Below are 26,462 nucleotides of genomic sequence, written 5' to 3'. Positions count from 1 at the left end.
AAAGAGAGGGAGTGATTTAGGAAAATGGGAGAACTAACCCACGATTTAATCATTATCGGCGGGGGGCCCGCAGGGCTCACGGCGGCTATTTATGGGGGAAGAGCAAAGCTGAGAACGTTGGTAATCAATAAAGGGACGGTTGGCGGTTTGGTCAATACCACACGAGAAATTGTCAATTATCCGGGCTATGGCCAAATCAGCGGACCTGATCTTATGAAAGACTTTAAAAAGCATGCCGATTCCTTTGGTGTTGAATTTTTAGGTGATGAAGTTGTGAGCGTTAATTTTTCTAAAGAAGACAAAATCATCAGCACCAAAAAAAGGAAAGAATACACAGCCAAGGCGGTTATCATTGCTTGTGGCAGTGAGCCGAGACTCTTAAATATTCCTGGTGAAAAGCGGCTTCAGGGCAGTGGGGTTGCGTATTGTGCAACCTGTGATGCCGAGTTTTTTGAAGGCGAAGACGTTGTTGTCGTTGGCAGCGGGGATCAAGCCATCGAAGAAGGCATGTTCATTACCAAGTTCGCTCGCAAAGTCACCGTGATTGTACTCCATGATGAAGGCGTTCTCGATTGCAATAAAGTGAGTGCGGAAAGGGCCTTCCAAAATGAAAAGATGGAGTTTGTCTGGAACTCCACGATTGAAGAAGTCCTGGGCGAGGCTAATGTTGAGGGTGTTAAAATCAAGAACTTAAAAACGGGCAGACCAAGCGAACTTGCTTGTCAGGGTGTTTTTTTCTTTGTAGGGATGATTCCTTCGACTTATTTTCTCAAGGAAAGCGGCATTGAGATGGACAAAAGAGGCTATATTCCCGTTAATGACTTGATGGAAACGAATCTCGAAGGAGTATATGGAGTTGGAGACAATCGTGTTAAATATTTAAGGCAAGTGGTTTCAGCTGCAGGGGATGGGGCAACGGCCGCAGTCGCTGCCGAGCGTTATATTGAGGAACTGAATGCGTTTAGAACGAGTGTTATGAAAAGTGACAAAAAAGTTCTTTTACTGTTCTTCAATGCCTTAAATAATGAAAGCATGGAGTTTAGCACTTTAATAGAGGAGGTAAATCAAGAACTTTCGGAACTCTACAAAGTGGTGAAAATCGATACGGCTACCAAGAAAAGTCTGGCTCAAAAGTATGATGTCAAAATCGTGCCATCAGTTGTTGTATTGGACAGAGGGCAAGAGATCAAGCGATTGGACTATTCAATGGATAAAGAAAAACTTAAAGCTCAATTAAGATAAGACAAATCATTATTAGTAAATAGTAAAGCATTAGAAGAGTATATTATCAAAAGTAATTCAAAGGAACCTACCTTTGTGGGATGGGTTCCTTTAATTTTTGCCTAATTTTTCAGTTTCGGTTAAAATGATCAGTGGTTAGATCTTTCGCTAAGGCGACAATAGCATCAGCCAATTTAGATAATTCATTGACGGAAGGGGCTATTTCTGTTAATGAAGCTGCTTGATGGTCTGACACCATAGTCATTTCACTGACTGCGGAATTTATTTGCTCTACAGCATCTTGAATCTTTTTTAGGGTTACTTGGATATTCTTTGAGGAATCAGAACTGCTTTGCGCAAGTTTGCGGACTTCATCAGCAACTACAGAAAACCCTTTGCCATGTATGCCGACACGAGCCGCTTCTATGGCAGCATTAAGTCCCAGTAAATTTGTCTGAGCGGAGATTTTGTGAATGACCCCAATTATTGTATCTGTTTCGTCAACTTGATTTTTAGTACTCTGCGAGATAAAACCCAGCTGTTGTCCAGTCGCTGAAAGCTCCTGAGCTTTCGCCGCTATTTGGTGAACGTTAACATCGACAGTTTTAATAATCTTGTTTAAGGAGTTAGCAATTTCAAAAAGCTGTTCCCTGCTATCCACGGATTGCTGAATGGCAATAGCACCGACAATGTTGTCGTTTTCCCAAATGGGTATTGCTACAGCTATATAGGGAACTCCGAAGCCTTCTTTCCCGACTTCTTTGACGACCCGTCTTCGTTGTTGGATAGCATCATGTGAGACCCATCCGGGACCAGGTTTATCGCCGACATAGGAGGCCTTATCCCACTTGAAAGTTTTTGGAACCATGTCCCAAATTACTTTTTCCGTGTCGCAGATGAATAAACCAATATCATCAATCACAAATTGATTGATATATGGTGCCACTGCTAAAAAGTGCTGGAGAGTTTTACAGTACAATTGATTATTAGACAATTATCTCTCCGTCTCCTTGCCTTATTTTAGATATATAATTATAAGACTTGATAAGCCTGCTTACATTGATCTTATTATAGTAATGACCAAGTGTGAAATTACGGATAGTTATACCGGGTATAAATTCTGAATTTTATAACCATTAGAATAGGTTAGCTGTAATGAGTTAATTATGACGTTTTATTTCTGATATGCGAAAAAAAAGGATATAATGAAGCTAAACTTTATTTTAGACAGGATGGATTATCAATGAATACCTTTAATAAACTTGGAATCGACGAATCTTTAGTAACTGCTCTTAAACAACAAGGGATTGTTGAGCCAACTGCAATTCAAGAGCAAGCAATACCCTATATTTTAGCTGCGAAAGATGTATTGGGCCAGTCAGAAACAGGAACCGGTAAAACCTTAGCTTTTCTGCTTCCGATTATTCAAAAGATCGATACTCTCAAGAAAGAAACTCAAGCAATGATTCTTACTCCAACCCATGAACTAGCTATCCAAATTCAGCGTGAGATAGAAACTCTAGTAAAAGATTCTGGTATTGCAGTTACTTCCGCTGCAATCATTGGAAACGTAAATATTTCTCGGCAAATTGAAAAATTAAAGCAAAAACCGCATATAATAGTGGGTTCCAGTGGAAGAATTCTTGAGCTAATTCAAAAGAAAAAGATAGTAGCTCAAACAGTTAAGACAATTGTGCTGGATGAAGCTGATCGTCTACTTGATGAGAATAACGGCGATATTGTTAAAGGGGTAATCAAGACGACCCTAAGCAGAACGCAGCTATTGTTGTTTTCGGCGACCTTATCCCCGCTGACCCAACAGAAGGCATCGGCACTATTAAAAACTCCTGAAGTCATTCGAGTGACCGAAACAATCATGATTGCTCCCACCGTTGAACATATGTATTTTTTAGCAGAACAGAGAGATAAAATTGAAGCCCTGAGAAAATTAATTAGAATAATCATCCCCACGCGAGGGCTGATTTTTATTAATAAAAGTGAAGAGATTGAAAAAACGGTCTTAACACTAAAATATCACGGTTTAGAAGCAGAAGGCATTTTTGGAGGGGCTAAAAAGGCTGAACGAAAAAAGGCGATGGATGACTTTAGGAGCGGAAAAAGCTCCTTGTTAGTGGCTTCAGATATAGCTGCCAGAGGATTAGACATAAAGGGGATCACCCATATTTTCAACTTGGATTTGCCGGAAGATCCTCAGCTTTATCTTCATAGAGTCGGCAGAACAGGCAGGGCAGGTAATAAGGGGATTGCAATTTCAATCGCCAATCCACAGGAAGTTCAGGTTTTAAGAAAGTTAGAAAGCACTTTTGGAATTCAGATTAGCTCCAAGGAAATGTCTCAAGGAAAGATCGTTAACGCAAGAAAAAAGTTACAGAAGAAAGTGTGATGTAGTATAATCAAGTAAAACCTAGATGGAATCCAAGGGTTTAGCCACGAAGTGGAGGGAATTCTTGTTATGCAGTCTTCTCCTTTAGAGTTAGCTCAAAAACTAGATGAAGAAGGTTATTTAATAGATCCAGTAACAGCGACAACCTTATTCCTTGCTTTAGCCCTAGATAAACCTTGTCTTATTGAAGGGCCTGCCGGGGTGGGCAAGACACAGTTGGCTTTAGCTCTGGCGCGAGCAGAGAAAAGAAGACTTATCAGGTTACAGTGTTATGAAGGACTTGATTTAAGTAAGGCGTTGTATGATTGGAATTACGCTAAACAACTCTTGCGCTTACAGCTTGCAAAAACCGAAGAGTGGGATGAAATAAAATTTGATTTATTTTCGGAAGAGTTTTTACTTTCTCGGCCGCTTTTAGAGGCGATTCTATCTTCTGAACCAGTTCTATTACTCATTGATGAGTTAGATAAAAGCGATGAAGAATTTGAGAGCTTTCTTCTGGAGCTACTAGCTGAGCGACAGGTTTCTATTCCCGAATTAGGAACTATTACTTCGAAAACAAAACCAATTGTAATTTTAACCAGCAATAGTTCTCGCGATTTTAGCGATGCCTTAAGACGACGTTGTATACATATTTATTTGACATATCCCAGCTTAGATCGAGAAATATCGATTCTTAGAGCACATGCTCCGGAGCTGGCAGATAGTTTAGTTAGAGATGTTTGTGAGTTTGTTGCTAAAGTAAGAAAATTGCCGTTGCAGAAGCTGCCTAGCGTATCCGAGACCATTGACTATGCCCGGGCCTTAAAAGCTCTTCAGCAGGAGGAATTGAATTATGGTAACCTCCTTGGGACTTTGAGCGTTTTGTTAAAATATCCTAAGGACATTGGGAAGCTAGAAGAACGCCTTAAAAAGTGGGAAACCGAGAGTAGACAAAGTAAGGATAATCAATAAATGGGAGCTATGAATGGATGGACTTTTATTCGGGTAATCAATGCTCTCAGGCAAGTTTCTCTATCAATATCCTCCCAAGATATTCTGGATGCTCAAACCTGTCTGGCTTGCTATCCGGAAATACCGCCTAAACAAATATTGAGATCATTATTTATTCATCGCCCACAAGATACTGGGGTCTTTGAGACGGTATGGAGAATAGTCGTAGGATGTTCAGAGACCTTCAATTCTGAGGATTCAAAGGATACATCTGTCAAAAAGGATTTGGAAAACCATAATAGTCCTGGGATAGGCGGACAAGGCACGGGTCGGGGTACTGGGGGGATTAGCCTTACAAATTCTGGAGATATTTTAGATTCGGCTAAAATTTCCAGAATAATTTCCTTATCGAGGATAGAAGAGTTGGTAGGTAGTGAGCAGGAATTTGAAGACGTTGTGAAAAAGATTTTAACGGATCTGGATTATTTCACTTGGATTAATTCCTTCGATTTGGCTTATCAGCGGGGTTCGCTTTCAGAAGATGATTGGATTTTACATCATAATGCTCGAGCTACTATCATAAATGAAATTCAACAGCAGATTTTGACGGTTCAGGTAAGGCACCATAACAGTTGGGAACCCGTGGTTCGACAGCATTGGCTATATAAATCTTTAAGCTTATTGTCAGAAGAGGAAAAGGAGCTTGTAAAATCCAGTATTAAAAAATGGACCCGGAAATTAGCCTTAAAACAAGGCGCGCGTTGGAAATCCTCTAAGAAAGGAACCATAGATATAGCTCAAATCATTCGGCAAAGTGTTCAATGGGATGGGCATTTCTTTAAACTATACTTTAGACATAAAAAACCGCAAGTACCGGAATTAGTAGTGCTTTGCGATGTTTCAAATTCAATGGCCTCCTTCGTGGAATTCTTAATCTATGTGGTGACCTGCTTTAGAGAGAGAATTCGAAAGGTACGGATATTATTTTTCATTGATTCAATATGGGATGTGACTGAGTTTGTTTGGAATCAAGAATTAACTGAAGTAAAACAGGAAATAAAAAGCTGGGGTCATAAAGTTAGTTCTGGCTTTTCAGATTATGGAGCTGTCTTCAAAGAACTTGCGGAGAAAAAGCTCCAAGGTATTTCTTCACAAGCAGTGCTTGTTATTCTGGGAGATGGTAAGAACAACTATCATCAAGCTCAGGCAGAATATCTTGCTCAGATCGCGGAAAAAGTCCGCAAGGTGTTTTGGCTGAATCCTTTGGAAAAAAATGAGTGGTCGGAACCGGATAATGCAATGAAAGAATATCAAATCTATTGTTCTAAGGTATATCGGTGCCGTACTGCGAGAGATTTACAGAAAATCGTTAAAGATGTGTTTTAGCGATAAAGGCATACGCTGAAGCTTTCAACTAAGATTATAAAAAATGTCGGTTGCTTTCAATGAAAGAACCGGCATTTTTTGACTTTTATCTGGACCTCAGAACTTCCACTTCTTTTCTGGTGAGCTATACAAGCCACTGTACAATTTTCACAAGTAATATATTTTACTTACACCAAATGATGATGTGATGTATATACTGCTATAAGGCAAATCTGATATTGTTGACCGATACATATAGGTAGGTATTTAGGGGGTGTCTTGTAATGATAAAACATACTGTTAAAAAGGGTGAAACACTATATAATATTGCAAAGAAGTACGGAATAAACCTTAACGCATTATTGGTTGCTAATTCATCGATTAGAAACCCTGCTTTAATCCAGCCGGGTCAAGTAATTAACATTCCAAGGCCGGCAGTTCAGAGAACCATTGTAATTCCCCGAGAAAGCTATGGTTATGACGAAATGCTTAATGATCTGCAGTCTCTTGAAGAGTTATATCCGTTTATTGAAGTCAATTCTATTGGATCAACCGTTATGGGCCGTTCTATTCCGGTTGTAAAACTCGGACATGGGAAAAAGGAAGTCCACTATAATGGCTCTTTTCATGCTAATGAATGGATTACCACTGTCCTTTTAATGAAGTTCATTGAAAACTATGCTAAAGCATATGCTTCTGGGAAGAAAATCGGGTCCTTTAATATTCAGGGCTTGTTTGACACAACTTCTTTATGGATTGTTCCTATGGTCAATCCGGATGGTGTCCAGCTTGTGCAGGGGAAAATTGCCACGAACACTAAGGCTTATCAAACTGCCTTAATGATTAATTCAGGGTCTCGAGATTTCAGGGGGTGGAAAGCCAATATTCGAGGTGTAGACTTAAACGATCAATTTCCAGCCCATTGGGAAACTGAAGTTTCGCGGCGAGCAGCATCAGCGCCTTCCCCACAGAATTATCCCGGGAATGCACCTCTATCCGAGCCGGAGTCTAGGGCTATAGCGGAGTTTACCCAATCACATAATTTTCGGTTGGTTAGTGCATTCCATACCCAAGGAGAGGAGATTTATTGGGGATATCGGGGGTTAGAGCCTAATGAATCTCAACTAATCGTAACCCGTTTGGTTGAAGTCAGTGGATATGAAGCTGTTCGGTATGTTGAAAGTGATGCAGGGTATAAGGATTGGTTTATTCAAGATTGGAGACGCCCGGGATTTACCGTCGAGTGTGGTCTTGGAGTAAACCCTCTGCCCATTGCTCAGTTCTGGGATATTTGGAGCAAGGTTATCGGGATTTTCTTGATGGGAATTTATGTTTAGGAAACTGGCTGTGTTTATCTTATTTCTTAATTTCTCTGGCAATTAATGCAGCCCCTAAAGCAGCTGTGATGACTGGTTCTTGTGATATAAGTAAGGAAAAGTCAAGTTGTTTGGCCAGTGCTTTTACGACTCCATCATTATGTGCTACTCCACCAGTAAACACGATATCCGGCTCTAATCCTGTACGACGACTCATTGAGGCGACTCTGCTTGCTACCGAATCACATACTCCTGCTAAAATATCAGCTTTTAATTCGCCGGCTGAAACTTGAGATATGATTTCAGACTCGGCAAAAACAGTACAAAAGGAAGAGATTTTAGTTGGTTTTTTAGAAGCGGAGACTAATTCGCTAATTTCCTGCCAATCCACTTCAAGGGCTGAAGCCATTACTTCCAGAAACCGACCGGTGCCGGCTGCGCATTTGTCATTCATTGTAAAATCTGCAACCTTTCCGTTGGGAAAGAGTTTTATAACCTTGCTATCTTGCCCCCCTATATCAATAACTGTTCGAGCACTGGGAAAAAGATGGCTGATTCCCTTGGCTTGACAAGTGATTTCTGATACTTCACGATCAGCTGAGAAGGTTACTCGTCCATAGCCTGTAGCAACTGTGGCACCGACATTTTGAGTTGTTAAACCAGATTTTGCGAGTACTTCTGCGATCAATTTTTGGGCAATGGTTCGCCCACTATAGCCCGCCCTTTCTTTTCCTTGACCAATTATTTTTAAATCATCGTCGATGAGTACAACTTTGACAGTAAGAGATCCAATGTCGACTCCTATATAATGATTGGGCATGTATTTCTCCTCCTTGATTTTAATCTTATAAAAATGTTTCCAAGAAAGCTTGAACCCGGTTGCGGACAGGTTCTTCGGCATAAGCCCTAGGGTCGGCCATATCCGCCTCGATCATTAACCCCGGCACTCCTGTTTCTCGCATAACTTCTTTACGGATAACTTCTTGAACTAAAGAATAGGGTTTGCAGGAGCGATTAGAATGCATTACAAATCCATTAGCCTTATAATCTTCGATTAATTTAATTAATTGATTCGCTCGGTATTTTGGGGAGCGGTTCAGGAAGATTTCTGTATAAGTTGCAGCTAAGCTTTCCATTGGAGTTCCTGGAGCATGTTCGACGGCCCATCCGCCACTATAAGTGTCTGTAATAAAACATGCTCCTTTCTCAGAAAACATTTTATAAAAACTAAATAATTGAGGCCAGATAGCGATGTTGTCCCAGACTAGGCGAATTCGCTCATCTTCGATGGCTCCTTGAGCCAGAGCAGCTCTTTGTTTAACTTCATCTCTTAGCTTACGATAATATTCAATACCTGCCTTTGAACCCCGAAGAACCACAATAGGAGCCATATTAATAAAGAGGTCGGGGGCGTTCAGGGGAGAGGGACTGTTTTGACAATACTGTCGGGTTTCTATCCAGAGGGAAGTGATTTCTCGACTGCGCTTCATTTCTGCTGCTAACTTTTTCTCGTCGAAAGGGCACCCTGTAATTTTTTCTAAATCATTGGCCATGGAGATTAATTGTTCTAAAACATACGCTTTAGCTTGTGCAGTAAATTCATGGGGTAAAAATGGAGTATCTAAAACCAAAAGAGGCACTTTAAAATGACGTGCTAAAACTTCATACCATTTTAGAACTGTTCCACAAATGTTATTGCAAGCAACTAGGAGGTTGGGTTTGGGCATTCCGCCTAATGGTGCCAAATCAGGCCGCAGGACTCCGCCAATATTTGATCGGGCATAAGAACAGAGATCTTGAGAATAACCGGCGGCTTCTGAAACTTCACACAAGGCTACTGTTGCATTACGTGCACTATAGATTGCTGCGTATTGTTCCGGGTAAGCGGAATGAATATTGAAAGCTCGCAGTAGCTCTACCGGAGCACCGCTGGTGACCCAGGCTAAAGGACGACGAAAAATTTTGCCCCAGTAGCGGTGATAGTTTGTTAAGGCATAATAACGGCCCATGGTTTTTTGTAGTGCTTTTTTGCTGGATAAAGGACGGTAATTACTTTGCTTCTCTCGTACCTCATTCATATTCTCACTAGCTCCTTTTACAAATCTGGACTTTCAAGTAAACCTTCTAAGAAGGCTTGAAGTCTCGTTCTTTCCTGTCCCCCCACACTTGCTCCTTCAAGTTCAAGGGTTAAAGTACGAATACCCTTTTCTCTTAAACTTTCTGCTAGTGAAACTGCATCCCAAGCATGGGGCTCGCAAAATTTACGAATGATAATAATAGCCCCTTGGGCATTTCGATGTTTAGCTAGAGTAGTGAGATGGTGAATCCTTTCATTGAGACTGCGGTTCTTACAGGGGCAGGGCGGCATTTCTGAGTATCTTTGGACGATGTCGGTGAGTGGATTAACTGATCCCCAAACCGTATTTCCCGAATAGTGACGGTAGCCGGTACATGTATCATCGGCAACCACTCTACCTCCTAATTCTTCGATCATTGCAAAAAGGCTGTCGCTTTCTAAAACAGCGCTGCTGACCAGTATCTTTACCTGATGAAGGTTTTTTGAGGACATTTCCTTTAAATCAGGGAGGCACTCTTCAAGAGCTTTCACATATTCTACTCGAGGCATAAGTTGTCCGGCTCTAAGGATTGAGAAAACTAAAGGGGAAGGAAGAATTGACCGGAGGTTATCAATTTCTGTAACTAAGCTCCGCGTATGAGCACATAATTTGATGGCTTCAAGAATAGAACTTTCTTTAATCGCAGTTTGGGTCAGGGAAGAGAGGGTCATCATAAGATTTTTAGTTTCAGCCAGGTAATAGCTGAATGCTCCAGGAGCGTTTAGCATGACCGGAGGAACAATGTCAACGGTTTTAGTTTGACCACAGGCGCTCCACACTCCGCTCAGACATTGCATGGTGTCACAAGTATGAGTAAAACCTATACCAATCAGATCGTAGTATTGTTTTCTGATTTCCATATCTAATGTCCCTTTTGCTAGAGAACAGCAATATCCCGGGAGTTCAGCAGGTGTAGAGTTTTCAGAATCCGGCAAGAGACGTAAGGGTTCAAAACCTGCTGCAATGATTAGTTCTTCGGGAAAATATGAACAAAAGTATCCAAAGAACTTTTTGCCTGGGTAACGCTTCATTCGATAAGTGCCCTTTAAGCTGGCCTCTTCAAGAAGTAATTCCAGTGCATTTGAAGAGTTTATTTGGCCGTTATTATCAGACATTCATAGTACTCCTCTCCATATGTTTTAACACTTTGATTTTAGGTTTGTTGATAAGATTAATACTATCCCTCACGGAGAGCACGCTTTAAAATCTTCCCAATAGCAGTCATAGGAAGCTCATCTCGAATCTCTACCTGCTGAGGAACTTTGTACGGTAAAAGATGTTGTCGGCAAAATTCGATAACATCATGTTCCTTGGCACTGGCGTCTTCTTTTAAAGTAATAAACGCCTTAACAACCTCACCTTTATAATTGTCTGGAATACCGATTACGCATGCCTCTTTTACAGATGGATATTGGTAGAGGACATCCTCAACTTCCCGGGGATAGACATTAAATCCCCCGCAAATAATCATGTCCTTCTTGCGATCGATTAAATAGAAGTACCCTTCTTCATCCATATAGCCGATATCGCCGGTATATAACCAACCCTCTCGAAGTGCTTGAGAAGTTTCTAGAGGTTGATTATAATATCCGAGCATGACCTCCGGACACGTGAGTGATATTTCACCGACTTCTAGGGGTGGCAAGTTCTCCCCGGTCTGAAGATCTTTTACTTGCATATAGACATCCGGAAAGGGTATCCCAATACTGCCGGTTTTATTAACACCACGATAGGGGTTGGCACAGACAGCTGTAACCACTTCAGTCAACCCATAGCCTTCCATAAGCCTGCTTCCTGTTAGGTCTTCGAATTTGCGCTTAACTTCAGGGGCTAAAGGAGCTGCTCCGACAAAACAACCTCGTAGAGAGGAAAGATTATACTGAGATAAACAGGGATGGTTAATAAGGCCTATAAACATGGTAGGAACTCCAGCAAATAGTGTTGGATGGTAGCGATGAATTCCTTTGAGAATGTCATCTCCATTAAAACGCGGAATAAGGACACAGGAAGATCCTGAGATTAGAGGTGCATTCATACAAACTGACATTCCAAAACCATGAAATATTGGTAGTACTGCAAGTAAACGATCATTTTCATGCATTTGAACCCAGGCAGCGCCCTGACTTGCATTGGCAACTAAGGCTTGATGTGTGAGCATAACCCCTTTCGGCTTACCGGTTGTTCCTCCGGTATAAATTAACACTGCGATATCTCTATAAAGATCAATTGCGCAAGGGTTGGGTTGCTGTTCTTTTTGAAGAAGTAGGGTTTTTAGCCACTGGCAATAGGGTAAGCGTGCTTTGGTTTCGGCAGGTACTTTCCGTGACAATCGATAAATATATTTTATTGGGATAGGCATAAATTCATTTAGCCCCGTATAATAGGTATGTTCTAAGATGAGATGCTCGTTATTGTTGTGTAAAGATTGTCGTACGTTTTCCAATCGCCCAGCTAATAGATCCAAACTAATAGCCATACGGACTTGGGCATTACGAAAAATATGAATTAGTTCAGATTCTGTGCTTAAAGGATTAACTGGGACTACTATTGCGCCTAAGCTTAAGATGGCATAGTAACTTATTACATATTGAGGGCAGTTCGGCAGTAATAATGCGATTCGATCACCCTGTTGTATGCCAATTTTATGTAATGACGTTGTTAAGCTATTAACATATGAGCCTAATTGCCGGTAACTTATCTTGCGGCCGAAAAAAATCAAGGCAATTGCCTCAGCGTAATTTTTGACACTTTTATGGAATAAGCTAGGAAGAGGTTCTTGAGGATAACTCAATGTTATAGGAACCTCAGAATCATAATGGTTGGTCCAAGGAAGGAATTTTTCATGGGTAGAGACCTTGCTCATCGCTTTTCCTCCTTTGAAAAAGTTAGTTTAGTATATCATTATTATATAGAGATATGTTTTGATTATTAAAAATATTTAAAATAATCAAAAAACAACGACCTTTTGGGTTCTTGTCAACGATTGAAATTGTTTGGAGACAAATTCGTTTTTAATTTTTATTGCAAAAAAGTAATATTTATAAGGAGGAAAATTTAAATATTTGGAGAATACTAATACACATAAAATTAATCAAAAAGATGGAGGCTGAACTATGACAAATCTAAGAGAACTTTATGTATGTAGCATTTGTGGTAATGTTGTTGAAGTTGTTAATACTGGAGCATCTGCATTGGTCTGTTGTAATAAACCGATGAATATACTACAGGCGGGTACAACAGATGCAAGCCTAGAAAAACATGTTCCTGTTATTGAAGCAGTAAGTGGGGGGATTAAAGTTAAGGTCGGCAGTGCTGCTCACCCAATGGAGGAAAAACATTTCATTCGGTTTATAGAGGTTTTGACAAAGGAACAAGTTCTTAGGGCGGAACTTGAACCGGGGCAAGCGCCTGAAGCTACTTTCTTGGTTGCTGAAGACGAGGTTATTGAGGTTAGAGAATACTGTAACATTCATGGTCTATGGAAGACGAGTAAGTAAAATGATTATTGAGCAGGCAGGCAGGTTTTACTTGCCTGCTTTTTTCACATCCACCATTATGATCTAGCGGCAATGCTATTGTCCTTTCATGTCTTTAATGAGGTTTGCTTGACACTTATAGATGGATATTCTATAGTTTTATTGTAATAGGTAAGTAATGATCTATTTATGGATTCAATGTGGTGTTTAGAACTTTACATAATCACCAGTCTGTTATAGCACAATGTTAATGGAAGGGGTAAAAATTATGAGCCTAACTAAAGAGAACGCAATTATTGGCTTTATTGGTACAGGTGTTATGGGTAAGAGTATGGCCGGTCACTTGCTTAAGGCTGGATATAGGGTAGCAGTCTACAACCGCACTAAGGCAAGCGCTGAGGACTTAGTTAAAATGGGTGCAGAATGGCAAGATTCCATTGCTGAGTTAGCTGCAAGCTGTAATGTAGTCATTACAATGGTTGGTTATCCAAAAGATGTAGAAGAAGTATATCTGGGAGCAAATGGAATTCTAAAAAATGCTAAAAAGGGCAGCCATTTCGTTGATATGACTACCTCATCTCCCGACCTTGCTAAGAAGATCTATAATGAGGCATCTGTCCTCGGTATGTATGCACTTGATGCGCCCGTATCCGGAGGAGATGTAGGAGCAAAAGAGGCTCGCCTGGCGATAATGGTCGGTGGGGACGAAGAAGTGTTTAATAGAATACTTCCAATTTTTAATTGCTTAGGCAAAAATGTAGTTTTACAAGGAAGTGCCGGAGCCGGTCAATACACAAAGATGTGCAATCAAATAGTAATTGCCTCGACCATGATCGGGGTATGTGAATCAATGGCCTACGCTCAAAAGGCAGGGCTTAAGCCTGAGGTCGTCTTAAAAAGTATTGAAACGGGAGCGGCAGCAAGTTTCTCCTTAAGTAACCTTGCGCCGCGTATGTTAGCTAATAACTTTGCGCCTGGTTTTTATGTAAAGCATTTCATTAAAGATATGACGATTGCTTTAGAGTCCGCAAAACAGATGGGATTGCTCACACCGGGTTTAGAGTTAGCAAAGACCTTATATGAAAAGCTCGCAGAACGTGGAGAGGAGAATAGCGGGACACAAGCGCTGTTCAAACTGTATCTGGAACATAACTAAAGATAATCGTAAATTGGTAAAGGAGAGCTATATGCTCTCCTTTTTAACAAGCTCTATATTAAGATTACATGAGGTTTCCTTATTGCGAATTTAAGGTTAGGTAGAAAACAGTAAAAAACTAGAAGGTATTTTGGGGGGATATGTAGAAGAGATGATTATATAAGGAAAAATTCGTAAAGATTGAGAAATAATATCCTGTTTACGGTGATTCCTTAGCTTTTTACATATTTTTCTGCCTATTTATAGCCGGAAAGGATAATCGTATTTGCATGATAACTTCTATAGAAAGAGGTTAGATCGTTAGAATATCATTTCAACTAGATTTACGAAGGTATCGAAGATCAGTTCACTATATAATATCTTAATTATCGCCATATTGACTTATTACGACCACAGTGCTAGTCTTATTTTGTAAGTGAAATAAATAATTTGCAAAATAATTAAATCAAGTTTGTGCATTTTGTTACGTTTGACGTGATATATATTTAATAGGACAAGTTTTGTTGCTAATTAGTATGTGAAAGAAATCATATACCTCATGATCCGCGAGTTAAAAATAGGAGCGAGAAAGTACTATATACTATGAAAGCAAATATCTCCTATTAAGGTAGGAGGAGTGCTATAAGGTTGGTTCGAGAAAGCTCTTGATCCAACTGCCTCGGTAAATGCCGAGAGTCTATTGACATATAAGGGAGGTAGAAGGATGGCGCATAAGAGTATTTTAGTGGTCGGAGGAGGAGTGAGCGGACTTACAGCCGCTATTGAAGCTTCCGAGGCAGGAAGCGAAGTTTATCTGGTTGAACAGAAATCCTACCTAGGTGGTAGAGTGGCCCAGATGAATCAGTATTTTCCTAAGCTGTGCCCACCGAACTGCGGGCTGGAGATTAATTTTAAACGGATTAAGCAAAATCCCCGCATCAAATTCTTCACTTTGTCAGAAATCGAAAAGATTGATGGAGTAGAAGGAGACTATACTGTAACTGTTAAGTCAAATCCTCGTTATGTGAATCATAATTGTACTGCATGTGGCAAATGTACTGAGGCATGTCCAGCAGAGCGGGCTAATGAGTTTAATTATGGAATGGGTAAAACAAAGGCTATTTATAACGCTCACGAGTTTGCATTCCCAATGAAGTATGTGATTGATGGATCAGCTTGTTTGGGAGCAGAATGTGGGAAATGTGTTGCTGCCTGTGAATATGGCGCTATTGAATTAGATATGTCGGCTAAAAGCTTTAATTTAAATGTTGGATCAATCGTATGGGCCACCGGTTGGGAACCCTATGATGCTAAAAAGGTAGACTATTACGGTTTTGGACGTCATGAAAATGTTATTACAAACGTTATTATGGAAAGATTGGCTGCTTCTAATGGTCCTACCGCGGGAAAAATCCTTCGTCCATCTGACGGAAAAGAAGTAAAAACCATTGCTTTTGTTCAGTGTGCAGGATCCCGAGATGAAAATCATCTTCCTTATTGTTCGGGAGTTTGTTGTATGGCTTCGCTTAAACAGGCAACCTACGTAAAATCCGCCAGCCCAGATGCAAAAGTCTATATGTTTTATATAGATGTTAGAGCAATGGGAAAACACGAAGATTTTTATACAAAAGTCCAAGATGATATAAACATGATAAAAGGAAAAGTTGGCGAGATTTCTGAAGATCCTGAGACGAAGGATTTAATCGTACAAGTTGAGAACCAATTAACTGGTGAAATTATGAAGGAAACCGTTGATATGGTTGTACTAGCGACAGGTATGGCACCATCTACCTCGAGTGCACTCGATACAATATCCTATGATGAGGATGGCTTTATTGTTTCCCAACCAGGAATTTTCGGTGCAGGATGCGCTAAGAAGCCTTTGGATGTTTCCTCATCGGTGAAAGATTCTACATCTGCAGCGCTTAAGGCCATTCAATCTACGGTGAGGAGGTAGCCCAATGGTTAAAAAAACAGGTGTTTATATCTGTACTGGATGTAGTCTAGGAGAATCTCTGGAAATAGAGAGCCTGTCCAAGGTTGCTACCAAGGAAGGCAAGGTTCCTGTATGTAAGACACACCCCTTTCTCTGTGGTTCTGAAGGGGTAGAGTTAATAAAGAGCGACATTGAGAATGAAGGCGTTAACACAATTCTTATTGCTGCTTGTTCCCCGCGCGTTAATTATGATGTTTTTGAATTTGACTCCGTTATTATGGAGAGAGTAAATCTTCGGGAACAGGTCATCTGGAGTCAAACAGCAAACGACGAAGACACCCAGATGATGGCGGAAGATTATCTAAGAATGGGTCTTGCTAAGGTGAAGCACATTGAATTGCCTGAACCTTATCAAGGTGTAAATATGGTTAAAACCCTATTAGTTGTTGGCGGTGGCTTGACAGGTATGACATCTGCTCTAGAAGCTGCCAAAGCAGGGTATAAGGCTGTTTTAGTTGAGAAAAGCTCAGCTCTTGGAGGCTGGATGAATGGCTTGTTTAAACAAGTTCCTCGAAAAGCACCCTATACTGCACCTGAAGAGGTAGATGTTGCTGAGTTAATTAAAGAGGTTGAAGCTAATCCTGATGTTACAGTCTACACAGGTGCTGAGATTCTTGAAATAGCTGGTTCACCAGGTATGTTCGATGCATCAATCAGCCAAAATGGTGCTACGATCACGGAAAGAGTCGGATCCGTTGTTCTTGCTACAGGAGCTGTTCCATATGATCCGACAAAATTGGATTATCTTGGTTATGGCAAGTATGAGAATGTAATCACTGGACTGCAAATGGAAGAAATAGCTTCTAAAGGAAAGATTGTTCGTCCAGATGGTAAAGAAGTACAAACTATTGCCTTTATTCAATGCGCAGGATCACGGGATCCTGAACACTTACCCTATTGTTCGGCAACATGTTGCGTAGAGTCCCTAAAACAGGCTTCTTATATTAAAGAACAAAACCCGGAAGCAAATGTTTTTGTTTTCTATAAAGATATGAGAACACCTGGTCAATACGAGAGGCTCTATCAACAAGTGCAAAAAGATGGAAGTATTTTCGTCAGGGGAGAAATTAAAGGTATTACCGAAGATGGCGAAAAGAACCTGCTTATTGAAGCAACAGATGTTCTATCTGGAGCAACGATATCTACTGAAGCAGTGGATATGGTAGTTCTAGCAAATGGTATGGTTCCAACAACAGCTTTAGGAGAAGATTTCGCAGCTAAAGCAGATACAGAGGAAGATAAGAAGGACGATGGTCCTAAGCCGGAAGTTATTCTCAGATCAAATCTCCTCAATCTCTCATATCGTCAAGGTCCTGAAATGCCTACCTTGAAATATGGATTTGCTGACTCTCATTTTATCTGCTTCCCATATGAAACTCGCCGTACCGGAATTTATGCAGCCGGTAGCGTAAGGGCTCCAATGGATGAATTGTCTTCGATTGAAGATGCTACAGGAGCAACCTTAAAGGCAATTCAATGTATGGAATCAAGTGCCCAAGGCATGGCGGTACACCCTCGAGTAGGGGATATGTCTTTCCCAGACTTTGCAATGTCGAGATGTACTCAATGTAAGCGTTGTACTGTAGAATGTCCTTTTGGTGCGATTAACGAAGATGATAAATTTAATCCGTTGCCAAATCCGACCCGCTGTCGCAGATGCGGAATCTGTATGGGCGCATGTCCTGAACGGATTATTACCTTTAAGAACTACTCTGTTCCTATGATTGGTAATCTGATTAAGTCAATCGAAGTTCCTGATGAAGATGAAGAAAAGCCAAGAATCCTGATTTTTGCTTGTGAAAATGATGCTTACCCCGCTTTAGATATGGCTGGTATTAATCGGCTTAAGTATAATGCATGGGTTCGCGTTATCCCTCTAAGATGTCTGGGCTCATTGAGTTTAGTTTGGATAGCTGATTCAATGTCAGCTGGAATCGATGGAATCTATCTTTTAGGCTGCAAGCATGGTGATGATTATCAGTGTCACTTCATCAAAGGAAGCGAGTTGGCCGAGATCAGATTATCCAAAGTGTCGGAAACCTTAGACAGGCTGGATCTGGACTCAGAACGAGTGCGAATGGATCAAATCTCCATCACGGATTACGACAAGATACCTGCTATGTTAGATGACTTCGCCGCAAAACTTGAGGAACTTGGCCCCAACCCATACAAAGGGTTCTAAGTGGATCTAAGGTTAGGGGGGCAAACTTCCTATTCAGGTAGAAAGAATGTCCCCATAAGATAGCAAAGGAGCAGTATTATGGATGAAATAAAAGAAGTATCTCTGGAGATGAGAGAATATATTATTTCTTCAGGAGCCGAAACGCTCAACTGGTGTATGCAGTGCGGTCTCTGCACCAATCTATGTCCATACCGACAGGTTCCCGGTGAGCTTAGCGAAGTATTTAATATTCGTAAAATGCAACGACAAGGACAACTCGGCTTGGAAGGTTTCGATGATGAAGAAGTTCTTTTTGCCTGTGTTACTTGTGGCATGTGTCAAACAAATTGTCCGAGAAGTGTTGAGATTATTAAAAACGTACGCTCAATGCGTAATACGATTGTAGGTGCCGGCATCTTGCCGGGTCACTTAAGACCTGTAGCAGGGAGTCTTCATGCCAATGGCAATCCTTGGGCCGGACCTCGTGAGAAGAGAGCTGACTGGCTAGAAGGATTGAATGTTCCAGAATTTACAGAAGGCACTGAATATCTGCTTTATGTATGCTGCACATCCTGTTATGACACACGCAGCCAAAAAATTGCTAAAAGTGTTGTCAAACTTCTCCAACAAGCTGGAGTTAGCTTCGGGGTCTTAACAGCTGAAGAGAGCTGTTGTGGAGAAACTATCCGTAAAATCGGGGATGAAGAACTTTTCGCTAAATTAGCTGAATCTAACATCAAGTTGTTTAATGGAAAAGGTGTTAAGAAAATTATCACTACTTCCCCACACTGCTTGTACTCCTTTAAACAAGATTATCCAGAGCTTGGTGGAGAGTACGAAGTAATGCACTATTCAGAGCTCCTTAGTGAACTCTTGAAGGAAGGAAAGCTTTCCTTACCAGGAGAAATTGCAAAAAAAGTAACATTCCACGATCCATGTTACTTAGGACGACACAATTTAGTCTATGACGCACCACGTGAGCTACTCCAGGCAGTTCCAGGGGCTGAGCTTGTCGAATTAGATCGGGCTAAGAATAAGAGCCTTTGCTGTTCAGGCGGTGGCGGACGGATTTGGGCTGAAGTACCCTTTGGTGAGCGTTTCGGAGAATTACGGATTAATGATGCAGTGAAGCAAAATGCTGATATCATAGTCACTGCTTGCCCATACTGTATTACAATGTTAGATGATGCTTGCGCAGGTTTAGAAAAGAATGACGTGTTGAAAGTCATGGAGATGTCAGAATTTCTCTGCGAGTCCCTTGAAAAATAATAAGGGTCAATGTAGACGAAGGGTTTGTGCTCGAGTATAGATGTTGAGCTAACCTCATATCAAAGATGTTCTTTACTTAGAATTCAAGTTATGAGGTTAGCTAACTGATATGGTGAAAATAGTATCAAACGTTAGTGAAAGGGGGGATGCCAGAAACGCTGTTTATATAGTATCCTTCCGACAGAAATGATGTTGGCTGTGTGCATCATAAACACTAGTTTCTGCAGTATACTCACATTCATTATAAAAAAATTTGAGGAGGATTGTACTATGTCAAAACTAGTACCACCCCATGGTGGAAAGTTAACACCTGTATTGCTCCCTGAATCACAAAGAGCTGATGCATTAGCAAAAGCAAAAACCTTACCAGTGGTTCGCATGTCTTCAAGAGAAACATCTGACCTTTTAATGATCGGGATGGGGGCATTCAGCCCACTAACAGGATTCATGGACAAAGCCAATTATGAAAGTGTAGTTAACACAAAACACTTAACCAATGGCTTAGCATGGCCTCTCCCAATTACATTGTCAGTTACTCCTGAACAAGCTGAAACTATCAAAATTGGTATGGAATTGGCTTTAGTTGATGATGAAACTGATACGTATTGCGGTATCTTAACAGTGAACGATAAATATGAGTATGACAAAGTTAAAGAGTGCAACGCTGTATTCTTTACAGATGACGCAGCGCATGACGGCGTTAAAAAAGTTATGTCTCAAGGAGATGTCAACATCGGCGGTGAGTTGGTAACCTTTAGCCAACTGGGATACGCTTCAAAATATGGTGACTACTATGCTACTCCTGAACAAACCAGAAAAATCTTCGATGAAAAGGGCTGGGCAACTGTAGCAGCTTTCCAAACCCGGAATCCTTTACATCGTTCACATGAGTTCCTCTGCAAAATGGGAAATGAAGTTTGCGATGGACTATTCATACATCCTATCGTAGGAAAACTCAAAGAGGGAGATATTCCTGCTGAAACTCGTTTAGAGTGCTATGAAGTTCTTTTGAAAAATTATTTCAATGAGAAAAATGCTGTGATGAAAGTTTATCCTATGGAAATGCGCTATGCAGGACCAAGCGAAGCTATCCTCCACGCCATTTTCCGTCAAAACTTTGGCTGCAGCCACATCCTTGTTGGCCGTGACCATGCTGGCGTTGGCGATTACTACACAGCTTATCAAGCTCAAGAAATCTTTGATACCTTTAAGCCAGGCGAAATCCTTTGCCAACCTCTTAAAGTAACAGCTGCTATGTACTGCAATAAGTGCGAAGGCATGACCACTGAAAAAACTTGCCCACATGGCAAAGAAGATCATCTGAAAATTAGCGGAACTAAGCTGAGAGCTATGTTAGCTGCCGGCGAAGTACCACCTAGCAATTTCAGCCGTAAAGAAGTACTTGAAATTCTGCTCAAATATTACTCCTCAAAGTAAGCTAACCATTGGTTGAAGACTAAACTAAAGAATCCTAAGTTCTTTAGTTTAGTTTCAAAAATATATGAATGATGGAGGTAAAACGAATGCCAAGTTTTGTAATTGCAGAAAAATGTGACGGATGTAAAGGGCAAGACAAAACAGCTTGCATGTATGCATGCCCCAATGACCTTATGTTGTTAGACAAAGAGAAAATGAAGGCTGTAAACCTTGACCCTTCCCAATGCTGGGAGTGCCTATGCTGTGTTAAGGCTTGCCCACAACAAGCAATGGATCTTCGTGGATATGCAGACTTTGTTCCACTAGGTGCCTCATGTGTACCTCTCCGTAGCTCTGATAGCATTATGTGGACTGTTAAATTCCGTAACGGCATGACCAAACGCTTCAAATTCCCGATTCGTACAACCGAAGAAGGTTCCGCAGTACCTGATGGCGGTTATGAAGTGACTACAGACATCGATAGCATCGAGCTGTATACTGAACCAGCTTCAATGCATATGCCAATTTGGACTGTTAAGAAGTAAGCTCTTGTAAAAAGGGAATAAATAGGGAGGTTAAAATCAATGCCAATGAACTTTGAAACAGTAGAAGTAACAACCGACCTTCTGATCATCGGAGGCGGAATGGGATCCTGTGGTGCTGCTGTAGAAGCAGCATACTGGGGCAAAAAACATGGAATTAAAGTAACCTTAGTTGATAAAGCATCAATGCCACGTTCCGGTGCAGTCGGAATGGGATTGTCCGCTATTAACTTATATGTTGGTCTTGCTGAAGGTAAAAACACAGTTGAAGATTATGTTAGATACGTTAAAGGCGACTTGATGGGTATTGCTCGTGATGACTTGGTCGCTAACATCGCCCGTCACGTTGACAGCTCCGTTCACCTCTTTGAAAAATGGGGTCTCCCATTATGGAAAGACGAAAATGGCGGATATGTTCACGAGGGTAAATGGCAATTAATGATCAGCGGTGAGTCCTACAAGGTTATCGTTGCTGAAGCTGCTAAAAATGCTTTAGGCGAAGAAAACATTTATGAGAGAGTTTTCATTACCGAACCACTCATGAAAGATGGCAAATGCGTTGGAGCTGTCGGATTCAGTGTTCGTGAAAACAAAATCTATGTCTTCAAAGCAAAAGCTACTTTATGTGCAATGGGTGGAACCGTCGGTGTCTTCAAACCAAAATCCACTGGTGAAGGTGCTGGACGTTCATGGTATCCTCCTTTCTCCACAGGTTCATCTGCTTACTTCACCATGAAGGCTGGAGCAGAAATGACCTGTCAAGAAGTACGTTTCGTTCCTATCCGCTTTAAAGATGCTTATGGTCCAGTAGGAGCTTGGTTCTTACTCTTTAAATCCCGCGCTACCAATGCATTGGGTGAAAACTACATGGAAACCCGTGCTAGCGAATTAGAAAACTGGGGCGTATTCGGAAAAATTAAACCAATTCCTGCTAACCTCCGTAATCACCTCGGATTGTTAGATATTCAAGAAGGTAAAGGACCTCTCTTCATGCGTACTGAGGAAGCTATTGCTAACTTAGCTAAAGCTTATGAGGGTGACGAGAAAGCCTTCAAGAAGAAAATGAAAACCTTAGAGAATGAAGCTTGGGAAGACTTCCTTGATATGACAATTGCACAAGCTTTACTTTGGGCAGCTACCAACGTTGAGCCGGAAGTAAGATCTTCCGAAATCGCTGCTACAGAGCCTTACTTCATCAGCTCTCACTCCGGTGCATCAGGTGCTTGGGTATCTGGTCCAGAAGATCTCTCTGCTGGAACCGACTACTTCTGGGGTTATGCTAACATGACCACAGTTCCTGCACTCTTTGCTGCCGGTGACGCTACAGGAGCTTGCGCTCACAAGTTCTCCTCAGGTACACACGCTGAAGGACGTATTGCAGCTAAAGCAGCTTGCAAATATATCTTAGACAACAATACCTTGATTGAGGCAGATGCTCAAGTTGTTGAAGACATCAAAGCAGCAATCGTAAAACCACTTGAAATCTATGAGCAACACAAAGATTTCAGTACCGATCCTAGTGTTAACCCAAATTATATTCTTCCAAAGCAATTCATGTATCGTCTACAAAAAATGATGGATGAGTATGTTGGTGGAGCAAACGTGTTCTTCAACATGAACGAAGCGTCCTTAACAAGAGCAGCAGAATTGATGGAGTTCCTCAAAGAAGACTCTGAAAAATTAGCTGCAGCTGATCTTTATGAACTGTTGAGAGTTTGGGAAAACAAACACAGATTATGGCAAGCTGAGTCTCACCTCAAAGCTGTAACCTTCCGTGAAGAAACACGTTGGCCTGGATACTATATCAGAACAGACAAACCTACCATTGATGAAGAGAACTGGCGCTGCTTCGTTAACATGAAGTGGGATCCAAATGCTAATGAATGGTCAGTATTTAAAAAGCCTGTTCTTGATATGTTTGGCGTATCCTTTTAATCCAAACCATGTTAGGTCAAGTAGACTAAGTAAAAATAATAGTCTATTTGTAGGCTGATTTCAAGAGGGGATGGTGCAAATTTTCGTGATCTCTCGGAATTTTGTATCCATTCCCTATTTCTTTAACACAAATATCTAAATTCTTCCTTTAAGATTTTGTGGTAATCAGTTATTATTTAATTGTAAGTGTGAAATAATATAATAATTTAAAGGAGGAAATAACATGGATCAAATTGAGGAATTAATGCAAAAGAGTATTGAACTAGGTAAAGCGATTGCCCAATCTGATATCTATAAAGATTTCAAAAAGGCTGAGTATGATCTTTTTCAAGATGCGGAAGCTCGAAAGTTAGTAGAAGATCTTCAAAAAATGAAAAATGAACATCGCGGAAAATTAATGGCCGGCATTGAAGTAACCAAAGAAGAAGAAGAAAAAATCCAAGAATTAGAGAAAACATGCATCAAAAATCGTCAAGTTTTAGCTAGTAATCAGGCTAACACAAACTTCCAAGAGTTTATGGAGCAGATATCTGGAAATATCAAAAATGGGATAAAAAGTATCGATAAATAATGGCAATTGACAATTTTAATCTCTAGATTAGCTTGTCACTGGCTTTCTACTTCGAAGTCCTTAAATGGAAGTAATGTACATGAATATAACACCTAATCAGTGAAAATATATACCATTATCTAGATAAAATGGCAATACATATACGCCTTTAGAATCTTCAATTGCGTATTGTGTATTGCCATTTTAGATTACACGGATTTCCTTTCAAATCAGCTGTCACGGCAATAGGATATATCGATTGCGGTAATATTGACTTGATATACTATCAATGCTAATCTACAAATAATAGGAAGTTAAACGTAGCTTATGGATTAGCTTGTGCAATTTATAACGTTTGACTACCTTATCCAGTCTAGGTGAAAAATAGGTAGTAGGTGTAAATATATAGAGAGTTTGATGATTGGAGGTGAATTAGAGGGTATTTCTAAGACTTGTATCTCAATGAATTAGCCTTGATTTTAGATTAAAAATAGCGGAAGACACTAATTTATTGAAATTAATAGCCTGTCCGTAGGTTATAAGTGAAAAAAATCTCTTTCAACTGTCTCCAAAATTCTGCCGCTTAGCTATAATACATCGTACTCTTAAGTTTTCACCATTAATAATCCTGAGTTTGACGGATTCGTAAACCCTTTCAAGAGGAGGGAGGGTATTTTTTATAGCTATTAATTTTGTTGTTATAGGAAATATAAATCGGGAAAATAAAAAGAGTCTATGAAGAAAAAGTTTGGGTATTGTCAGCTTAAACTATCGTGAAAGGTGGAATTCCTTTGTACTTAACAAGATTTAAGTATATTCCTTTAATTGGAACCTTAACGAATTATAAAAAGGAATATTTAAGTAAAGACTTAATCGCCGCATTAACTGTCGCAGTTGTAGTCATTCCCCAGTCAATGGCATATGCATTAATTGCTGGTGTTAATCCTGTTTATGGTTTGTATACTGCTATTGTATCGACTATTATTGCCTCGGCGTTTGGTAGTTCAAATCACGCAATTGCTGGTCCTACTAATGCTATTGCACTACTCGTTGCAAGTAGTCTAGGCAAGTATATGGGCCAAGAGAATGTCTATCAGATGCTCTTCTTAATGACGTTTATGGTTGGGGTGTTACAGATCCTATTTGGAGTTATAAAACTTGGAAAAGTTATTAACTTTGTGTCTCATTCTGTTGTAATAGGTTTTACAGCTGGGGCAGGAGTATTGATCGGCTTAGGTCAACTCAGTACACTGCTGAGTATTTCTATTAAAGATTCCGCTCATATGTCAACGATGCAGAAATTCTATTATGTTATGACTCATTTAAGCCAGACTAATCTGTATGCACTTGGACTTGGTGCGATGACTATGGCCATTATTATAGTTTGCAAAAAAATTAATAAGAAAATCCCCGGAGCATTGATCGGAATCATTATTCCAATTATATTTATTGTAATGTTTTCCCTGGATCAAAAGGGTGTAAAGCTAACTGGATTTATACCTTCCTCCCTTCCGCCCTTTAAAATGATTCAATTTGACCTTAACGTTATGCAGAATCTTTTTGGTGGTGCAGTTGCAATTGCCATCATTGGCTTAGTTGAGGCTATAGCAATTTCAAAATCAATTGCCACAACATCAAGGCAGAAAATAGATGCAAACCAAGAGTTTATTGGCCAAGGTCTGGCTAATGCCGGAGCTGCATTCTTTCAATGCTTTGCCGGGTCAGGATCTTTTACTCGTTCAGCAATCAATTATCAAAGTGGTGCAGTTACCAGACTTGCCGGAATGATGTCAGGTATTGTAGTTGCCTTAGTCTTACTGTTTTTTGCACCCTATGCACAATATATTCCTAATCCATGTCTTGCGGGTGTAATTCTGGTTATTGCTTATAACATGGTAGATAAAAAGGAAATTATGCATATTGTGAAGGCTGGTAAGTTTAAATCGGATTCTATTGCAATGTTTACTACAGCCATTGCGACAATTGTAATGCCTCATTTAGATGTGGCAATCTACACAGGGATTGCAATTTCTATTGCCTTATATCTTAAAGACACTAATAAGGCGCCTTTAAAAATACTTCTTCCTTCACAAGAGAAGAATGGCCATGTGATCGAAAAAGAAGTTAAATCCCTTAAAGATAAAGTTGATATTCTAATCATTCAGTTAGAAGGAAATCTTTTCTTTGGTTCTGCGGAGGATTTACAAACAAAATTGGATGATCTAACGGATAAATCAAAAGTATTTATTCTAAGAATGAAATATGTAGCTACAATTGATTTAACTGCTTTAGGTGCCTTGAAGGTGTTTATTAGAACAGTTAAAGAATCTGGCGGAATTGTTATCTTCAGCGGAGTAAAGTCTGAGTTCAACTCTTTATTGCTTAATTCACATGTAACTTCGGATATTGGAGAAGATAACATCTTTATGTCCGAGAATGAAATTTTTGCATCTTCTACCAATGCCTTAGAAAGAGCAAAATCCGTTTTAGGTTGTGACATCATTGACAGTAAAGAGAAAACTGCAGCCTGTAACTTATTAGAATCTGAAACCGCAACGAATGTAAATAACGGTATTAATAATCGAAACACAGCAGCCTTTTAAATAGAAGAAAGAAATACGAAGGA

General features: G+C 40.3%; 20 protein-coding genes. 15 read left to right on the top strand and 5 right to left on the bottom strand.

What is annotated here, in order from left to right; all coding sequences use genetic code 11:
• The first annotated feature begins 24 nt into the window (after positions 1 to 24).
• Positions 25 to 1,242: a thioredoxin-disulfide reductase gene (trxB, locus tag BLS16_RS14680; RefSeq protein WP_092334425.1), complete on the top strand. Its 1,218-nt coding sequence runs from the start codon at positions 25 to 27 to the stop codon at positions 1,240 to 1,242.
• Positions 1,243 to 1,351: 109 nt separating this feature from the next.
• Here trxB and BLS16_RS24645 read toward each other — a convergent pair whose 3' ends face one another.
• Positions 1,352 to 2,215 carry a methyl-accepting chemotaxis protein gene (locus tag BLS16_RS24645; RefSeq protein WP_092334423.1) on the bottom strand — a complete coding sequence of 288 codons (864 nt, stop codon included), beginning with the start codon at positions 2,213 to 2,215 and terminating at the stop codon, positions 1,352 to 1,354.
• A gap of 249 nt (positions 2,216 to 2,464) precedes the next feature.
• Between BLS16_RS24645 and BLS16_RS14670 the strand changes: the two genes are divergently transcribed.
• The 4 genes from BLS16_RS14670 (at position 2,465) to BLS16_RS14655 (ending at position 7,260) form a co-directional block, all read left to right on the top strand.
• Positions 2,465 to 3,625: a DEAD/DEAH box helicase gene (locus BLS16_RS14670; protein WP_092334421.1), complete on the top strand. Its 1,161-nt coding sequence runs from the start codon at positions 2,465 to 2,467 to the stop codon at positions 3,623 to 3,625.
• Between the two features lie 69 nt (positions 3,626 to 3,694).
• The gene (locus tag BLS16_RS14665) at positions 3,695 to 4,579 is read left to right on the top strand and encodes an AAA family ATPase (protein ID WP_092334419.1); all 885 of its coding nucleotides are present in this window, start codon (positions 3,695 to 3,697) and stop codon (positions 4,577 to 4,579) included.
• A complete protein-coding gene (locus tag BLS16_RS14660; protein ID WP_092334417.1) occupies positions 4,580 to 5,944 on the top strand; it encodes a VWA domain-containing protein in 1,365 nt (454 codons plus the stop codon).
• Between the two features lie 263 nt (positions 5,945 to 6,207).
• On the top strand, positions 6,208 to 7,260 hold the full coding sequence (locus tag BLS16_RS14655) for a M14 family zinc carboxypeptidase (RefSeq protein WP_092334415.1): 1,053 nt from the start codon (positions 6,208 to 6,210) through the stop codon (positions 7,258 to 7,260).
• Between the two features lie 19 nt (positions 7,261 to 7,279).
• Here BLS16_RS14655 and BLS16_RS14650 read toward each other — a convergent pair whose 3' ends face one another.
• From BLS16_RS14650 to BLS16_RS14635, 4 genes are all read right to left on the bottom strand, one after another.
• Positions 7,280 to 8,059: an acyl-CoA dehydratase activase gene (locus tag BLS16_RS14650; protein ID WP_092334413.1), complete on the bottom strand. Its 780-nt coding sequence runs from the start codon at positions 8,057 to 8,059 to the stop codon at positions 7,280 to 7,282.
• A 25-nt stretch (positions 8,060 to 8,084) separates the two neighbouring features.
• Positions 8,085 to 9,317 carry a 2-hydroxyacyl-CoA dehydratase subunit D gene (locus BLS16_RS14645; RefSeq protein ID WP_092334411.1) on the bottom strand — a complete coding sequence of 411 codons (1,233 nt, stop codon included), beginning with the start codon at positions 9,315 to 9,317 and terminating at the stop codon, positions 8,085 to 8,087.
• A gap of 17 nt (positions 9,318 to 9,334) precedes the next feature.
• Positions 9,335 to 10,471 carry a 2-hydroxyacyl-CoA dehydratase family protein gene (locus tag BLS16_RS14640; protein WP_092334409.1) on the bottom strand — a complete coding sequence of 379 codons (1,137 nt, stop codon included), beginning with the start codon at positions 10,469 to 10,471 and terminating at the stop codon, positions 9,335 to 9,337.
• Positions 10,472 to 10,533: 62 nt separating this feature from the next.
• Complete coding sequence (locus BLS16_RS14635; protein ID WP_092334407.1) at positions 10,534 to 12,219, bottom strand: long-chain-fatty-acid--CoA ligase; 1,686 nt, start codon at positions 12,217 to 12,219, stop codon at positions 10,534 to 10,536.
• A gap of 250 nt (positions 12,220 to 12,469) precedes the next feature.
• Here BLS16_RS14635 and BLS16_RS14630 point away from each other — a divergent pair, with 250 nt between their 5' ends.
• From BLS16_RS14630 to BLS16_RS14585, 10 genes are all read left to right on the top strand, one after another.
• Positions 12,470 to 12,853 carry a desulfoferrodoxin gene (locus BLS16_RS14630; protein ID WP_092334405.1) on the top strand — a complete coding sequence of 128 codons (384 nt, stop codon included), beginning with the start codon at positions 12,470 to 12,472 and terminating at the stop codon, positions 12,851 to 12,853.
• 247 nt (positions 12,854 to 13,100) lie between these two features.
• Positions 13,101 to 13,988: an NAD(P)-dependent oxidoreductase gene (locus tag BLS16_RS14625; protein ID WP_092334403.1), complete on the top strand. Its 888-nt coding sequence runs from the start codon at positions 13,101 to 13,103 to the stop codon at positions 13,986 to 13,988.
• A 703-nt stretch (positions 13,989 to 14,691) separates the two neighbouring features.
• A complete protein-coding gene (locus BLS16_RS14620) occupies positions 14,692 to 15,924 on the top strand; it encodes a CoB--CoM heterodisulfide reductase iron-sulfur subunit A family protein (RefSeq protein WP_092334401.1) in 1,233 nt (410 codons plus the stop codon).
• Between the two features lie 4 nt (positions 15,925 to 15,928).
• On the top strand, positions 15,929 to 18,145 hold the full coding sequence (locus BLS16_RS14615; RefSeq protein WP_092334399.1) for a hydrogenase iron-sulfur subunit: 2,217 nt from the start codon (positions 15,929 to 15,931) through the stop codon (positions 18,143 to 18,145).
• Positions 18,146 to 18,223: 78 nt separating this feature from the next.
• A complete protein-coding gene (locus BLS16_RS14610) occupies positions 18,224 to 19,393 on the top strand; it encodes a (Fe-S)-binding protein (RefSeq protein ID WP_092334397.1) in 1,170 nt (389 codons plus the stop codon).
• Between the two features lie 270 nt (positions 19,394 to 19,663).
• Positions 19,664 to 20,830, top strand: a complete 1,167-nt coding sequence (sat, locus tag BLS16_RS14605; RefSeq protein ID WP_092334395.1) for a sulfate adenylyltransferase — start codon at positions 19,664 to 19,666, stop codon at positions 20,828 to 20,830.
• A gap of 86 nt (positions 20,831 to 20,916) precedes the next feature.
• The gene (gene aprB, locus BLS16_RS14600; protein ID WP_092334393.1) at positions 20,917 to 21,354 is read left to right on the top strand and encodes an adenylyl-sulfate reductase subunit beta; all 438 of its coding nucleotides are present in this window, start codon (positions 20,917 to 20,919) and stop codon (positions 21,352 to 21,354) included.
• Between the two features lie 39 nt (positions 21,355 to 21,393).
• Complete coding sequence (gene aprA, locus BLS16_RS14595) at positions 21,394 to 23,286, top strand: adenylyl-sulfate reductase subunit alpha (RefSeq protein ID WP_092334391.1); 1,893 nt, start codon at positions 21,394 to 21,396, stop codon at positions 23,284 to 23,286.
• A 223-nt stretch (positions 23,287 to 23,509) separates the two neighbouring features.
• On the top strand, positions 23,510 to 23,857 hold the full coding sequence (locus tag BLS16_RS14590; protein WP_092334389.1) for a YlbF/YmcA family competence regulator: 348 nt from the start codon (positions 23,510 to 23,512) through the stop codon (positions 23,855 to 23,857).
• A 770-nt stretch (positions 23,858 to 24,627) separates the two neighbouring features.
• A complete protein-coding gene (locus tag BLS16_RS14585) occupies positions 24,628 to 26,439 on the top strand; it encodes a SulP family inorganic anion transporter (RefSeq protein ID WP_092334387.1) in 1,812 nt (603 codons plus the stop codon).
• The last annotated feature ends 23 nt before the right edge of the window (positions 26,440 to 26,462 follow it).

The sequence above is a fragment of the Desulfosporosinus hippei DSM 8344 genome (assembly GCF_900100785.1).
Taxonomy (GTDB): Bacteria; Bacillota; Desulfitobacteriia; order Desulfitobacteriales; family Desulfitobacteriaceae; genus Desulfosporosinus; species Desulfosporosinus hippei.
This window is presented reverse-complemented; position numbering and strand designations above follow the sequence as displayed.